The organism is Bradyrhizobium sp. WYCCWR 12699, from assembly GCF_032144035.1.
Taxonomy (GTDB): Bacteria; Pseudomonadota; Alphaproteobacteria; order Rhizobiales; family Xanthobacteraceae; genus Bradyrhizobium.
In genome coordinates, this window is sequence record NZ_JAVTJN010000030.1 from 93375 (window position 1) to 106902 (window position 13528).

The window sequence follows — 13528 nt, forward strand, 5'->3', positions numbered from 1 at the left end:
GATGACTTCACCCCGCGCCTTCACCCATGTCGACACCTGGGTGTTCGACCTCGACAACACGCTCTATCCGCATCACGTCAATCTGTGGCAGCAGGTCGATGCGCGGATCGGAGAGTTCGTCTGCAACTGGCTGAATGTCGGCCCCGAGGAAGCGCGGGCGATCCAGAAGGATTATTACCGGCGCTTCGGCACCACCATGCGCGGCATGATGACCCTGCATGGCGTTTCCGCCGACGACTATCTCGCCTACGTCCACAAGATCGACCACTCGCCGCTGGAGCCGAACCCGGCGCTCGGCGAAGCCATCGCAAAATTGTCGGGGCGCAAGCTGATCCTGACCAACGGCTCGGTCGACCATGTCGACGCGGTGCTGGCACGACTTGGGCTCGGCTCGCATTTCGACGGCGTGTTCGACATCATTGCCGCCGAGTTCGAACCGAAGCCGGCGGCGCAGACCTACCGGAAATTCCTCGCCGACCATTCGGTCGACCCGACCCGGGCCGCGATGTTCGAAGACCTCGCCCGCAACCTCACCGTCCCGCATCAGCTTGGCATGACCACCGTGCTGGTGGTGCCTGATGGAACGAAGGAGGTGGTGCGGGAAGACTGGGAACTGGAGGGCCGGGACGCCGCCCATGTCGATCACGTCACGGATGATCTGACGGGGTTTTTGGGCAGGCTGTCCCACGAATAGTGTCGTCCCGGGGCGCGAAGCGAGCCCGGGACGACAGTGGAGTATGCCTTGACTCCGCTCCTCCAAATCCCGAAAAAGCGCCCCAATCCATCAAAATTCCCGCTTCCCAGAGGAAATCCCGATGTCCCTTGCAGCCCTCGAATCCACCATCAACAGCGCCTTCGACGCGCGCGAGACCATCTCGACCTCGACCAAGGGCGAGGTGCGCGAGGCCGTGGACCAGGCGCTGGAGACCTTGGACAAGGGCGAGGCGCGCGTTGCCGAGCGCGGCGCCGACGGCAAGTGGAAGGTCAATCAATGGCTGAAGAAGGCCGTGCTGCTCTCGTTCCGCCTCAACGACATGGACGTCATTGGCGGCGGTCCCGGCAAGGCGAGCTGGTGGGACAAGGTGCCCTCGAAGTTCGAAGGCTGGGGCCCGAACCGCTTTCGCGACGCCGGCTTTCGCGCGGTTCCGGGCGCGGTCGTCCGCCGTTCGGCCTTCATCGCCAAGAACGTCGTCTTGATGCCGTCCTTCGTCAATCTCGGCGCCTATGTCGATGAGAGCACCATGGTCGACACCTGGGCGACCGTCGGCTCGTGTGCGCAGATCGGCAAGCGCGTGCACATCTCCGGCGGCGCCGGCATCGGTGGCGTGCTCGAGCCGCTGCAGGCCGAGCCCGTGATCATCGAGGACGATTGCTTCATCGGCGCGCGCAGCGAGGTCGCCGAAGGCGTGATCGTGCGCAAGGGCGCGGTGCTGGCGATGGGCGTGTTCCTGGGCGCCTCGACCAAGGTCGTCGACCGCGAGACCGGCGAAATCTTCATGGGCGAAGTCCCCGAATATTCGGTGGTGGTGCCCGGCGCGCTGCCCGGCAAGCCGATGAAGAACGGCCAGATCGGCCCCAGCACCGCCTGCGCCGTCATCGTCAAGCGCGTCGACGAGCGCACGCGTTCCAAGACCAGCATCAACGAGCTGCTGCGGGACTGAACTGCGCCACGAGCGCTATTCCCCAACCGTCCCCTGGGGTGGCCGCCTCTTCGGCGGCCCTCGAAGGGCGACGGGCCTGATGCCGTATCGAACCCCCTCTGCCTCCATCGCGACCAATTTCCGGGCGGCCCCTTTCCGCCGGAGCCTTCGCCATGGACTGGACCTCGTACCTCTTCCGCTTCGACGGCCGCATCAACCGCGCCCTGATGTGGCAGGCGCTGCTGATCGTCGCGCTGCTGGCGGCGGTGCTGGAGAACCTCAGTCCCGTCATCGGTCTTCTCGACGGAACCAGATCCGCAGCCAGGCTCGGCATCGAGTTCGACTTTGACTTCGGGCTCGACGACCTCTTTCGGGTGGTCGATCCCGGCGCCTGGCATTTGCTGGCCTCGACCGACCGCGTGACGCTGATCCTGAAGGGCTTCGGCACGCCGCTATTCCTCTGGATTTATCTGGCGACCGCGATCAAGCGGCTCCACGACCGCGGCAGGAGCGGCTGGTGGATCGTGCTTTTCTTTTTCGTCCCCAACCTGCTGCTTCACCTCTCGAACCGGCTGCCTCCGGCGTTCGCTCCGCTCGACTGGGCCGGCTACGCACTTTGGCTGTGGGGCTTCGTCGAGATGTTCATCGTGCCCGGCACGTCGGGTACCAACCGGTTCGGCCCCGATCCGCTGGCCGAAACCGAGAGCGATTCCACGCCCGCAACGCCGGCTGCGAAAGGCTGGGACCAGAGCCGCGAGCTCGAAATTGTCCCGCCCAGTGCTAGCCCACCCGGCGGCATGCATGTTAAGCGGGGCGCATGACCGATGCTCTCTCCATTGCCCGCGATCTCATCCGCTGCCCCTCGGTAACCCCTGAAGATGCCGGTGCACTCGGGGTGCTCGAAAAAGCCTTGGGCGACGCAGGCTTCACCTGCCACCGCGTGACCTTCAGCGAGGAAGGCACCGCCGACGTCGACAATCTCTATGCGCGGATCGGCACCGAAGGCCCGCACATCACCTTTGCCGGCCACACCGACGTGGTGCCGCCGGGCGATGAGAGCGCTTGGAGCGTCGGCGCGTTCTCCGGCGAAGTGAAGGACGGCGTCCTGCACGGCCGCGGCGCGGTCGACATGAAGGGCGGCATCGCCTGCTCGGTCGCAGCTGTCCTGGAGCATCTGGCCGCCAACGGCGGCAAGCCGCGCGCCGACGGGGCGGGCTCGATCTCGTTCCTGATCACCGGCGATGAGGAAGACGTCTCGATCAACGGCACCATCAAGCTGCTGAAGTGGGCGGCCGAGCGCGGCGAAAAATTCGATCATTGCGTGCTGGGCGAGCCCTCCAATGTCGAGACGCTCGGCGACACCATCAAGGTCGGCCGCCGCGGCTCGCAATCCGGCACGCTCTATGTCGACGGCGTGCAGGGCCACGTCGCCTATCCGCATCGCGCCTCCAATCCGGTGCCGGATATTTCGCGGCTGATCGTCGCCATCAGCGACGAGCCTCTCGACCATGGCAGCGCGCAGTTCCAGGCGTCCAATCTCGAATTCACCTCGGTCGACGTCGGCAACAAGGCCAACAACGTGATTCCGGGCGAAGCCCGCGCCAAATTCAACATCCGCTACAACGACAACCACACCCAGGCGAGCTTGCGCGAACTGGTCGAGACGCGCCTCACTAAGGCCTGCGGCAACCGCATCAAGGCCCGCATCGTCTGGGAGCCCTCGAACTCGAACGTGTTCGTGACCAAGCCGGGCCCCTTCACCGATCTCGCGGTGTCCGCCATCGAGGAAGTGACCGGGCGCAAGCCGGAGCTGTCGACGTCAGGCGGCACGTCGGATGCGCGTTTCATTTCGAGCTACTGCCCGGTGATCGAGTTCGGCCTGGTCGGCCAGACCATGCACCAAGTCGACGAGCGCGTGCCGGTCGCCGATCTGGAGAAGCTGACGCAGGTGTATCGCGGGATTTTGACAAGGTATTTTGGGTAGGCCCCTATATCGCCTAGCCCTCCGCCGTCATGCCCGGGCTTGTCCCGGGCATGACGGCCGTGGCGGTGTCAGGCCCTAATAATCTACCTTCATCAGATACAGCCCGTCCGGCGGCGCGACGATGCCGCACGCGGCGCGGTTGCGGGCTTCAAGCGCTGCGGAGAGATCATCCGCGGTCCAGCGGCCCTCGCCGACCCAGACGAGCGAGCCCACCATCGAGCGCACCTGGCTGTGCAGGAACGAGCGCGCCGAGGTAACGATGATGATCTCGCGGCCATCACGCGTCACGTCGAGCTGGTCGAGCGTTTTCTCCGGCGACTTGGCCTGGCATTCGGTGTCGCGAAACGTCGTGAAATCGTGCTTGCCGAGCAGGCGTTGCGCCGCCGCATGCATCGCGTCGGCATCGAGCTTGCGCGGCACGCGCCAGGCGTGGCCGATGTCGAGGGCGAGATTGGCGCGGGTGTTGATGACGCGGTAGCGGTAGTGTCGCTTCACGGCGGAAAAGCGCGCCTCGAAACTATCAGGCACGACCTCGGCCTCCAGCACCGCGATCGGATGCGGCCGCAGATGCGCATTGAGCCCGTCGCGAAAACGGCCCGGCGGAAATGGCTTGTCGACGTCGACATGCGCGACCTGGCCGCGCGCATGCACGCCGGCATCGGTACGGCCGGCGCCGTGCACGCGCAAATCCGCGCCGGTCATCGCCTTCACGGCGGCCTCCAGCGCGCCCTGCACCGAGGGCAGCGTGTCCTGGATCTGCCAGCCGAAGAACGGCGCGCCGTCATATTCGATGGTGAGCTTGTAGCGGGGCATCGCTGACTAGTTGAACCTCGCTCCCGCCTTCAACGGCGTGCCGCGCAGGAAGTCCGCGGCCTGCATCCGGCCCTTGCCTTCGCGCTGCAGCTCGATGATGCGGATCGCGCCTTCGCCGCAGGCGATGGTGAGCTGATCGTCGAGCACCGCGCCCGGCGCGCCAGAGCCTTGTCCCAGCTCGCAGCGCAGGATCTTGACGCGCGAATTCTCCAGCTCCGCCCAGGCGCCGGGGAACGGCGAGAGGCCGTGGATGTGACGCAGCACCTCGCGCGCCGGCTTGCTCCAGTCGATCCGCGCCTCGGCCTTGTCGATCTTGGCGGCATAGGTGACGCCTTCCTCGCTCTGCTTCCTGAGCTGGAGCCCGCCGCGGGCGAGCGCGGCCATCGCGCGCACCATGAGATCGGCGCCTAACCGCGACAGGCGATCATGCAGATCGAGCGCGGTCATGCCGTCGGTGATGGCAAGCCGCTCGGCCATGGCGACGTCGCCCGTATCCAAGCCGACATCCATCTTCATCACCATGACGCCGCTCTCGGCATCGCCCGCCATGATCGCGCGGTTGATCGGCGCCGCGCCACGCCAGCGCGGCAGCAGCGAGGCGTGCAGATTGTAGCAGCCGAGCTTCGGCGCATCGAGGATCGCCTGCGGCAGGATCATGCCGTAGGCGACGACGACAGCGGCATCAGCCTCGAACGCGCTGAATTCGGCAAGTGCCTCTTCGGTCTTCAACGTCTTCGGCGTCAGCACGGGCACGCCGAGTTTTCGCGCGGCTTCCTCGACCGGGGTAGGCTGCAATAGCAGCCCGCGCCGCCCGCCCGGCTTCGGCGCGCGGGTATAGACGGCTGCGATCTCGTGGCCGTGCGCGACGAGCTCGAGCAGCGTCGGCACGGAGAAATCGGGCGTGCCCATGAAGATCAGGCGAAGGGGCATGTGGCAGCGTTCGGGTGAGAGTTCTGGTTCTCCGTCATGCCCGGGCTTGTCCCGGGCATCCGCGTTCTTGGCCGAGAAGGAAGCAAGGCGTGGATGGCCGGGTCAAGCCCGGCCATGACGGCTGGAGACGTGTCGCTTTATTCCGCGCGCTTGGCGGCTTTCTCGAACTTCTTCATCACGCGGTCGCGCTTGAGCTTCGACAGATAGTCGACGAACAGGACGCCGTTGAGATGATCGATCTCGTGCTGGATGCAGGTGGCGTAGAGGCCTTCGGCGTCCTCCTCGTGCACCTTGCCGTCGAGATCGGTGAAGCGCACGCGCACTTTCGCGGGGCGTTCGACCTCCTCGTAATATTCGGGGATCGAGAGGCAGCCTTCCTCGTAAACCGACAGCTCCTCGGACGAGGCGATGATCTCGGGATTGATGAAGACGCGCGGCAGCGGCTTGGTCTCGCCGTTCTCGTCGCGCTTGGCGAGGTCCATGGTGATCAGCCGCAGCGGCTGCGCGATCTGGATCGCGGCCAGGCCGATGCCGGGCGCGTCGTACATGGTCTCGAACATGTCGTCGGCAAGCTTGCGGATCTCCGAGGTGACCTTCTCGATCGGCTTGGAGACCAGACGCAGCTGCTTGTCGGGCAGGATGATGATTTCTCTGAGGGCCATGGCCGCGATTTAAGCCCCAGGCCGGATGCGGTCAATGCGGCCAGGAACTCTGTTAACCCCTCGCTAACCATAAAACTTCGTCTTTTGTTAACCATAAAAATTAGGGGACCATTAACCGCTTACGTTCTCCCTTCGTTCGCTAATGCCCGGCGAATCGGCTACAAGGCGCCATGAACGAGATCATTTTCATGCTGGGCGAATGGCCAGTGCGCACCATCGATGCGCTGATCGGCTTCGGGGCCCTCGTCCTCATCCTGCTGGTGGCCATCGCAATCGTCATCGCGCGGTCCGGCCGGCGCGGCGCGGAACTCGCGATGGCACATGCGATCCGGGCCGACGAGCTCGAGGAGCGCTTGAGCGAGGTGCTGCGCGCCCAGAGCGAGTCTTCCGGCCGGGTCGACGCCATGACCCAGGCGCTGGCGGGACGCCAGGCCGAGATGGCGCGAGCGGTCAACGAGCGGCTGGATTCGGTGACCCATCGCGTCGGCCAGTCCATGGAACACTCGACCCGCAACACCATGGAGAGCCTGCGCGCGCTGCACGAGCGGCTCGGCATCATCGACAGCGCGCACAAGAACCTCACCGATCTCACCACGCAGGTGACGACCTTGCGCGACGTGCTCGCCAACAAGCAGTCGCGCGGCGCCTTCGGCCAGGCGCGGATGGAGGCGATCGTCCAGGACGGCCTTCCCAAGGGGGCCTACGAGTTCCAGTTCACGCTCTCGACCGGCAAGCGGCCCGACTGTGTCGTGTTCCTGCCGGACCAGCGCCCGCTCTGCATCGACGCGAAATTTCCGCTGGAGGCGATGACGGCGCTGCACGACGCCCGCACCGACGAGGAGAAGCGCGTTGCCACGCAGCGGCTGCGCGGCGACGTGATGAAGCATGTCAGCGACATCGCCGAAAAATATCTCGTCACCGGCGAGACCCAGGAGATGGCGCTGATGTTCGTGCCGTCGGAATCGGTCTACGCCGAGATCCATGACGGCTTCGACGACGTGATCCAGAAGGCCTACCGCGCCCGCGTCGTGCTGGTGTCGCCCTCGCTGCTGATGCTGGCGATCCAGGTGATGCAGCAGATCATGAAGGACGCGCGCATGCGCGATGCCGCCGATCAGATCCAGACCGAAGTGATCAAGCTTGGCGACGACCTGGGTCGTCTCAGGGATCGCGTGGTCAAACTGCAGAAGCATTTTTCCGATGCGAACGAGGACGTCCGCCAGATCCTGATCTCCGCCGACAAGATCGAAAAGCGCGCCGGGCGGATCGAGGAGCTCGATTTCAGCAAGAGCGATGCGGCGGAAGGCCCGCGGCTGGTGACGACCGGCGCGCCGGAGCTGTTCCCGAGGAAGCTTCAGGCGGGGGAGTAGAGCCCACACCGTCATGGCCAAGCTTGTCCCGGCCATCCACGACCTTACAGCCGCACCAGGAACGTGGATGCCCAGGACGAGCCCGGGCATGACGAGTTTTGTAGCAGAGGCATCACGGCCAGAATCTGCTAACACCGCCCCATGACCGCACCCGACGCGACCTCCCCCGCCGCCGCTCCTGCGACCTCCTGGCGCGATAGTCTTGCCGTTTACCTGCAGCCGCGGGTGCTGATCGTGCTGTTCCTCGGCTTCTCCTCCGGCCTGCCGCTGGCATTGTCGGGCTCGACGCTGCTGGTGTGGATGCGCGAGGCAGGGGTCGACCTCAAGACCATCGGGCTGTTCGCGCTGGTCGGCACGCCCTACACGCTGAAATTCCTCTGGGCGCCGCTGGTGGACGCGCTGCATGTGCCGCTGTTCACCCGCGCGTTCGGGCGGCGGCGCGGCTGGCTGCTGTTCTCGCAGCTCTTGCTGATCGTCGCGATCCTGCTGCTGGCCATGACCGACCCCGCGCGCTCGCCGTTCTACGTCGCGCTGGGCGCGCTGCTGGTGGCGACCACGTCCTCGACACAGGACATCGTGGTCGACGCCTTCCGCGTCGAGAGCCTGCCGGAGAGCGAGCAGGCCGCCGGCATGGCGGCTTACGTCGCCGCCTACCGGATCGGCATGCTGGTCTCGACCGCGGGCGCGCTGTTCATCGTCTCCGGCTTCGAGGGCACCGGAATTCCGCGGCAATCGGCCTGGATGTGGGGCTATGTGGTGATGGCGGCGATGGTGCTGATCGGCACGATCACGGCGCTGGCCGCAACCGAGCCCGGGCAATCGGAGCGGGCTGAAGCCGCGACGAAAACGGAGACTGCGTTCGCGCGCGTGCTGCACGCGGCGATCGGGGCTTTCTCGGAGTTCCTGTCGAGGAAAGACGCGCTCGCCGCACTGTCTTTTGTCGTGCTGTTCAAGTTCACCGACGCTTTCTCCGGCACGATGACCGCGCCATTCGTGATCGACCTCGGCTTCACCCGCAACGACTATGCAGCCATCGTGAAGGGCGTCGGCCTCGCCGCGACCCTGATCGGCGGATTTGCCGGCGGCTTCGTCGCGCGGCGCTATCCGCTTGCGGCATCGCTCTGGATCGGCGGCGTGGTGCAGGCGCTGGCCAATCTGACCTTCTCCTGGCTCGCCATCGTCGGCACCAATCAATGGGCGCTGGCGCTCGCCATCTGCGCCGAGAATTTCACCAGCGCCATCGGCACCGTGATCTTCGTCGCCTATCTCTCGGCGCTGTGTCAGAACCCGCTGCACACGGCGACGCAATATGCGCTGCTCACCGCGCTCGCGGCGGTGGGGCGGACCTATCTCTCGTCGGGTGCCGGATTCGTGGCGGCTGCGACCGGCTGGCCGCTGTTCTTCGTGATCTGCGTGCTGGTGGCGATCCCGAGCCTGATTCTGCTGGCCTGGCTGCAGAGGCGCGGGCATTTCGAGGCGCTGGGGCCGGTGAGGGTGTAGCCACCACTCGCTGTCATGCCCCGCGAAGGCGCGGCATCGAGTACTCTGAGACAGTTGTGATTGACCGAGAAGCTGCGGCGTACTGGATCGCCCGCCTTCGCGGACGATGACACCGGAATCGAAGAGACACGCCGCCTATTGCTTCCTGATGATGCTCCACTTCGTGATCACGGCTTCGCTCATCTGACCGGCATCGCTGGCGCAGGCGATCTCGTCGACCTTCACGGAGATTTCCTTGCCGACGAACGATTTCAGCTGCGTGGCCTGCGCGTCGCTGGAGGTGACGAGCTGGAAGGTCTCCGGCCCGGTCTCCAGATTGCACAGCCCGTTCGGCGCCGGCAGGCGGCGCGGCTCGGAGGTGATCTGGTACATCGCGATCCGCTTGCCCGCCTTCTTGACGTCGCGCACCTTCATCGCGTTCAGCTCGCCCGACAGCACGTCGCCGGTATTGATCGGCTTGCCGGGCTTGGACGGCGGCGGCGTGTCGTCACCCTGCTGCGCGGCGATGGCCGGGGTCACCAGCATCGCCATCGTCGCGACCAATGCCAATCGTGTGGCGAAGAGTTTCGTCATGTCGTCCGTTCCGTGAGATCTATGGGATGGCTAGAACAGGGTCCGCTGCCGCATCGCTGCCGATAGCGTACCTTCATCGAGATAATCAAGCTCGCCGCCGACGGGAACCCCGTGGGCGAGCCGCGTCACCTTCACATTGGCGTCCTGAAGCAGGTCGGTGATGTAATGCGCCGTGGTCTGGCCGTCGACCGTCGCATTCAGCGCCAGGATGATTTCGTGCACCTCGGCCGCATGCGCGCGCGCAACCAGCGCGTCGATGGTCAGATCCTGCGGGCCGACGCCGTCGAGCGGCGACAATGTCGCGCCCAGCACATGATAGCGCCCTTGGGTCGCGTTGGCCCGTTCCAGCGCCCAGAGGTCGGCGACGTCGGCGACGACGACGATGATGGATGGATCGCGCTTCGGATCGGTGCAGACCGTGCAGGGATTCTGCGTGTCGATGTTGCCGCAGGTCTTGCAGACCTCGACCTTGTCGAGCGCGACCTGCAGGGCCGAGGACAGCGGCATCATCAGCGCTTCGCGCTTCTTGATCAGATGCAGCGCCGCGCGCCGCGCCGAGCGCGGACCGAGGCCCGGCAGCCGCGCGAGCAGCTGGACCAGCCGCTCGATTTCAGGACCTGCAACAGCGCCCATATTATTGGCCGAACAGCCCCGGCGGCAGGCCGAGCCCACCGGTGAGTGCTTGCATCTTCTCCTGCATCGCGGCCTCCGCCCTGCGGCGCGCATCGCCCATGGCGGTGACGAGCAGGTCTTCCAACACCTCGCGCTCTTCCGGCTTCATCAGCGAGGGATCGATCTTGACTGCCTTGACGTCCATCTTCGCGGTCATGCGCACGGCAACGAGGCCGCCGCCGGAGATGCCCTCGACTTCCACGTTGGCGAGCTGCTCCTGCATCTCCTGCATCTTGGATTGCAGCTGCGCCGCCTGCTTCATCATGCCGAGAAAATCAGCCATCGGTGTCTGTCCTTGAAAAGGTCGGCTCAGAGATCGTCGTCGGCGTCGGAACCGTCGGGCGGATCATCACTGCCATAGTCGGTGTTTATATTGGTTTCCGGCGTCTCCGAGGCAAGCCTGCGGACCTCGACGACCTTCGCGCCGGGGAAACGCGACAGCACCTCCTGCACGCGCGGATCGGCCTCAGCGGTACGCGCATGCTCCTGCTTGGCAGCCTGGTTCACCGAGCGCAGCGTCGGCTGGCCCTGCTCGTTCGACACGATGATGGTCCAGCGCCGGCCGGTCCACTGCTCGAACTTCTTTGCGAGCTCGGAGATCATGGTCTTGGAGGCGTTGGGCTCGAGCGCGACCTCCAGCCGGCCCTCCTCGAAACGGACGAGGCGCATGTCGCCTTCGAGCGCGCCCTTGGTCATGAGGTCGCGCTTCTGGCCCGCGAGCGCAACGAGCTGGGTGAAGCTCGTGATGCGCAGTTGCGGCGCGGCGCCTTGCGGATCCGGGGCGGGCGCGGCCATCTGCGGCCGGGCGCCACCGCCGAACGCTGATGGCGACGATGTCGGCATGCGAACAGGCGCGGCAGAAACCGGCGCTGCAGAGGCCATCGGCGCGGCCGGCGCGCTGCTGCGCGCAGCACTGCCGCCGCTCACGACCGGCGAGCCGCCGCCGTTCTGCTCCAGCATCCTAATGGCTTCGTCGGGTGTCGGAAGGTCGGCGACATAGGCGATGCGCACCAGCACCATCTCCGCGGCGGCGGCGGGACGCGTCGCGGCCTGCACCTCGGCGATGCCCTTGAGCAGCATCTGCCACATCCGCGACAGCACGCGCATCGAGATCTTCGCGGCGAACTCCTTGGCGCGCACGCGCTCGGTCTCGCCATAGGCGACGTTGTCGGCGGTCGCCGGCACGATCTTCACGCGGGTGACGAAATTGACGAATTCGGCGAGGTCCGAGAGCACGACGATGGGATCGGCGCCGACATCGTACTGATCACGGAACTCCTTGAAAGCAGCCGCGATGTCGCCGCGTGCCAGCGACGCGAAGAGGTCGATGACGCGGGTGCGGTCGGCAAGGCCCAGCATCTGCCTGACCGCATCGGCCTTCACGGTGCCTGCCGCATGCGCGATCGCCTGGTCGAGCAGCGACAGCGAATCGCGCACCGAACCCTCGGCGGCGCGCGCGATGATGCCGAGCGCCTCCGGCTCGATCTCGACGTTTTCCTTGGTGGCGATATTGGCAAGGTGCTTCATCAGCACGTCGGCCTCGACGCGGCGCAGGTCGAAACGCTGGCAGCGCGACAGCACCGTGACCGGAACCTTGCGGATCTCGGTCGTCGCGAACACGAATTTGGCGTGCTCCGGCGGCTCCTCCAGCGTCTTCAGGAAGGCGTTGAACGCCGCCGTCGACAGCATGTGGACTTCGTCGATGATGTAGACCTTGTAGCGGGCGCTGGCCGGCGCGTAGCGCACGCTGTCGTTGATCTGGCGGACGTCGTCGACGCCGGTGTGCGAGGCCGCGTCCATCTCCAGCACGTCCATGTGCCGGCTTTCCATGATCGCCTGGCAATGCACGCCCAGCGTCGGCATGTGGATGGTCGGCCCCTTCACCGAACCATCCGGCATCTCGTAGTTGAGTGCGCGGGCCAGGATGCGCGCGGTGGTGGTCTTGCCGACGCCGCGGACGCCGGTAAGGATCCAGGCCTGCGGAATGCGCCCGGTTTCGAACGCATTGGAAACGGTGCGGACCACGGCCTCCTGGCCGATCAGATCGTCGAAGCTGGAGGGGCGGTATTTGCGCGCAAGCACCCGGTACGGCGCGTTGCCGGCCGGGCCGGCGCTATCGGGGTTGGGAGGGGCGCCAGCGTCGGTCATCAGTCGATCCGCAATGAAATGTCTCGTGGCCGGCTTTTGCGGAAAGGAGCGCGCTGGCGGCTGGTGCCGCCGGCGCTGGTTCGCTCGAAAAACAGGTAGGAGACTGACGAGCGACCCGATCCGGACCTCGTTAGGGCTGCTTCCTTCCGGACCTGACCCGGTTGGCGAGTGGCTCGTCCACCGCCAATCTCCCGGTCCCTATTTGGGGCCAAAGGAGCCGGAAAGCAAGCGGGTATCGCCCGGATCAGGTTGGTCCTGCCCAGCATCCGGGCAATTGCCGGCCTGCCCAGCCGATAGGCTGTGCTTTCGCCGATGGGACCACCTTGCTAAGAACGCTGACGGAACCCGTCCAACCAGAAGAGCAGTGATCCCAATGGTTACACGTCGTGATGTTGCATCGATTGTCGGACTTGGCGCGATGACCGCGGCTGCGCTGGCCGCGCCCGCCGTGGCCCAGACCGCCGAGCCGAACGAATCGACCTTCGCCCGCATCCGCCGGACCAAGAAGATGCGGATCGGCGCGGTCGGCGGCGGCGCGCCCTATTACATGAAGGATCTGTCCAGCGGCCAGTGGAAGGGCTTCTACATCGACATTGCCAAGGGGCTTGCCGACGACATGGAGGCCGAGCTCGAGATCACCGAGACCACCTGGGGTAATTCGGTGCTCGATCTGCAGGCCAACAAGATCGACATCTTCTTCGGCCTCAACCCGACACCGAAGCGCGCGCTGGTGATCGACTTCTCGGTGCCGGTCTTCAACAACGCCTTCGCCATCCTCTGCAAGAAGGACTTCAAGCTGAAGAGCTGGGCGGAGTTGAACTCGCCCGACATCAAGATCGCGGTCGACCAGGGCTCCTCGCACGACCAGGTCGTCAGCCGCCTGACGCCGAAGGCGCAGATCACGCGGCTGAAGACCGCCGACGACGCCACCGCCGCGCTGCAGACCGGCCGCGTCGACGCGCAGTGCCTGATCACGATGCTGTCGCTGACCGTGCTGAAGAAGAACCCCTCGCTCGGCCAGCTCGTATTGCCGACCCCGATCTTCGCGACGACGTCCAATGCCGGCTTCCGCCGCGAGGCCGACAAGACCTGGCGCGACTACGTCAACACCTGGATCGACTTCAACAAGGGCCTCGGCTTCATCCGCAATGCGATCATCACCAACATGGAGCTGGTGGGCGTGACGGAAGCGGACATTCCGCCGGGCGTGTCGTTGTAAGTTTCCACTGTCATTCC

General features: G+C 65.6%; 14 protein-coding genes and 1 other RNA gene. 7 read left to right on the forward strand and 8 right to left on the reverse strand.

Translation table 11 applies throughout. From position 1 onward, the window contains the following. Nucleotide 1 precedes the first annotated feature (1 nt). The 4 genes from RPS27_RS11195 (at nt 2) to dapE (ending at nt 3624) form a co-directional block, all read left to right on the forward strand. Nucleotides 2-694, forward strand: a complete 693-nt coding sequence (locus RPS27_RS11195) for a pyrimidine 5'-nucleotidase (protein ID WP_212065129.1) — start codon at nt 2-4, stop codon at nt 692-694. A 121-nt stretch (nt 695-815) separates the two neighbouring features. Beyond that, a complete protein-coding gene (gene dapD / locus RPS27_RS11200) occupies nt 816-1661 on the forward strand; it encodes a 2,3,4,5-tetrahydropyridine-2,6-dicarboxylate N-succinyltransferase (protein WP_194404762.1) in 846 nt (281 codons plus the stop codon). Between the two features lie 152 nt (nt 1662-1813). Then, on the forward strand, nt 1814-2461 hold the full coding sequence (locus RPS27_RS11205) for a DUF805 domain-containing protein (RefSeq protein ID WP_212065128.1): 648 nt from the start codon (nt 1814-1816) through the stop codon (nt 2459-2461). After that, nucleotides 2458-3624, forward strand: coding sequence for a succinyl-diaminopimelate desuccinylase (gene dapE, locus RPS27_RS11210; RefSeq protein ID WP_212065127.1), 1167 nt, complete (start codon nt 2458-2460; stop codon nt 3622-3624). Before RPS27_RS11205 ends, dapE begins: the two co-directional genes overlap by 4 nt. A gap of 75 nt (nt 3625-3699) precedes the next feature. Here the strand turns inward: dapE and truA are convergent, their stop codons facing one another. From truA to def, 3 genes are all read right to left on the reverse strand, one after another. Beyond that, nucleotides 3700-4437, reverse strand: a complete 738-nt coding sequence (truA, locus tag RPS27_RS11215) for a tRNA pseudouridine(38-40) synthase TruA (RefSeq protein WP_194404765.1) — start codon at nt 4435-4437, stop codon at nt 3700-3702. Nucleotides 4438-4443: 6 nt separating this feature from the next. Continuing rightward, nucleotides 4444-5367, reverse strand: a complete 924-nt coding sequence (gene fmt, locus RPS27_RS11220) for a methionyl-tRNA formyltransferase (protein WP_212065126.1) — start codon at nt 5365-5367, stop codon at nt 4444-4446. 137 nt (nt 5368-5504) lie between these two features. Continuing rightward, the gene (gene def / locus RPS27_RS11225; RefSeq protein ID WP_211415612.1) at nt 5505-6029 is read right to left on the reverse strand and encodes a peptide deformylase; all 525 of its coding nucleotides are present in this window, start codon (nt 6027-6029) and stop codon (nt 5505-5507) included. Between the two features lie 170 nt (nt 6030-6199). Here def and RPS27_RS11230 point away from each other — a divergent pair, with 170 nt between their 5' ends. Next, complete coding sequence (locus RPS27_RS11230; RefSeq protein WP_211415611.1) at nt 6200-7399, forward strand: DNA recombination protein RmuC; 1200 nt, start codon at nt 6200-6202, stop codon at nt 7397-7399. 141 nt (nt 7400-7540) lie between these two features. Then, nucleotides 7541-8899 carry an AmpG family muropeptide MFS transporter gene (locus tag RPS27_RS11235; RefSeq protein WP_194404769.1) on the forward strand — a complete coding sequence of 453 codons (1359 nt, stop codon included), beginning with the start codon at nt 7541-7543 and terminating at the stop codon, nt 8897-8899. A gap of 135 nt (nt 8900-9034) precedes the next feature. Here RPS27_RS11235 and RPS27_RS11240 read toward each other — a convergent pair whose 3' ends face one another. The 5 genes from RPS27_RS11240 to ffs all read right to left on the reverse strand — a co-directional run bounded on the left by RPS27_RS11240 (nt 9035) and on the right by ffs (nt 12484). Beyond that, a complete protein-coding gene (locus RPS27_RS11240; RefSeq protein ID WP_194404770.1) occupies nt 9035-9472 on the reverse strand; it encodes a hypothetical protein in 438 nt (145 codons plus the stop codon). A gap of 30 nt (nt 9473-9502) precedes the next feature. Further along, the gene (gene recR, locus RPS27_RS11245; protein WP_194404771.1) at nt 9503-10105 is read right to left on the reverse strand and encodes a recombination mediator RecR; all 603 of its coding nucleotides are present in this window, start codon (nt 10103-10105) and stop codon (nt 9503-9505) included. A gap of 1 nt (nt 10106) precedes the next feature. After that, nucleotides 10107-10427, reverse strand: a complete 321-nt coding sequence (locus tag RPS27_RS11250) for a YbaB/EbfC family nucleoid-associated protein (protein WP_194404772.1) — start codon at nt 10425-10427, stop codon at nt 10107-10109. Between the two features lie 26 nt (nt 10428-10453). Next, nucleotides 10454-12292 (reverse strand): DNA polymerase III subunit gamma/tau, encoded by a 1839-nt coding sequence (locus RPS27_RS11255; protein WP_212065124.1) that lies wholly within the window; start codon nt 12290-12292, stop codon nt 10454-10456. 95 nt (nt 12293-12387) lie between these two features. After that, an RNA gene (gene ffs / locus RPS27_RS11260) (signal recognition particle sRNA small type) lies at nt 12388-12484 on the reverse strand. A gap of 181 nt (nt 12485-12665) precedes the next feature. On the opposite strand from ffs, the gene RPS27_RS11265 reads away from it, so the two are divergent. Beyond that, nucleotides 12666-13511: a transporter substrate-binding domain-containing protein gene (locus RPS27_RS11265; protein WP_212065123.1), complete on the forward strand. Its 846-nt coding sequence runs from the start codon at nt 12666-12668 to the stop codon at nt 13509-13511. Nucleotides 13512-13528: the final 17 nt, after the last annotated feature.

Excerpts from the sequence above, each read along its gene's own strand:
- RPS27_RS11205 (WP_212065128.1), top strand. The coding sequence starts at position 1,814 with ATGGACTGGACCTCGTACCTCTTCCGCTTCGACGGCCGCATCAACCGC.
- RPS27_RS11230 (WP_211415611.1), top strand. The coding sequence starts at position 6,200 with ATGAACGAGATCATTTTCATGCTGGGCGAATGGCCAGTGCGCACCATC.
- RPS27_RS11250 (WP_194404772.1), bottom strand. The coding sequence starts at position 10,427 with ATGGCTGATTTTCTCGGCATGATGAAGCAGGCGGCGCAGCTGCAATCC.
- RPS27_RS11195 (WP_212065129.1), top strand. The coding sequence starts at position 2 with ATGACTTCACCCCGCGCCTTCACCCATGTCGACACCTGGGTGTTCGAC.
- RPS27_RS11265 (WP_212065123.1), top strand. The coding sequence starts at position 12,666 with ATGGTTACACGTCGTGATGTTGCATCGATTGTCGGACTTGGCGCGATG.
- RPS27_RS11235 (WP_194404769.1), top strand. The coding sequence starts at position 7,541 with ATGACCGCACCCGACGCGACCTCCCCCGCCGCCGCTCCTGCGACCTCC.
- def (WP_211415612.1), bottom strand. The coding sequence starts at position 6,029 with ATGGCCCTCAGAGAAATCATCATCCTGCCCGACAAGCAGCTGCGTCTG.
- dapD (WP_194404762.1), top strand. The coding sequence starts at position 816 with ATGTCCCTTGCAGCCCTCGAATCCACCATCAACAGCGCCTTCGACGCG.
- RPS27_RS11255 (WP_212065124.1), bottom strand. The coding sequence starts at position 12,292 with ATGACCGACGCTGGCGCCCCTCCCAACCCCGATAGCGCCGGCCCGGCC.
- recR (WP_194404771.1), bottom strand. The coding sequence starts at position 10,105 with ATGGGCGCTGTTGCAGGTCCTGAAATCGAGCGGCTGGTCCAGCTGCTC.
- fmt (WP_212065126.1), bottom strand. The coding sequence starts at position 5,367 with ATGCCCCTTCGCCTGATCTTCATGGGCACGCCCGATTTCTCCGTGCCG.
- dapE (WP_212065127.1), top strand. The coding sequence starts at position 2,458 with ATGACCGATGCTCTCTCCATTGCCCGCGATCTCATCCGCTGCCCCTCG.
- truA (WP_194404765.1), bottom strand. The coding sequence starts at position 4,437 with ATGCCCCGCTACAAGCTCACCATCGAATATGACGGCGCGCCGTTCTTC.
- RPS27_RS11240 (WP_194404770.1), bottom strand. The coding sequence starts at position 9,472 with ATGACGAAACTCTTCGCCACACGATTGGCATTGGTCGCGACGATGGCG.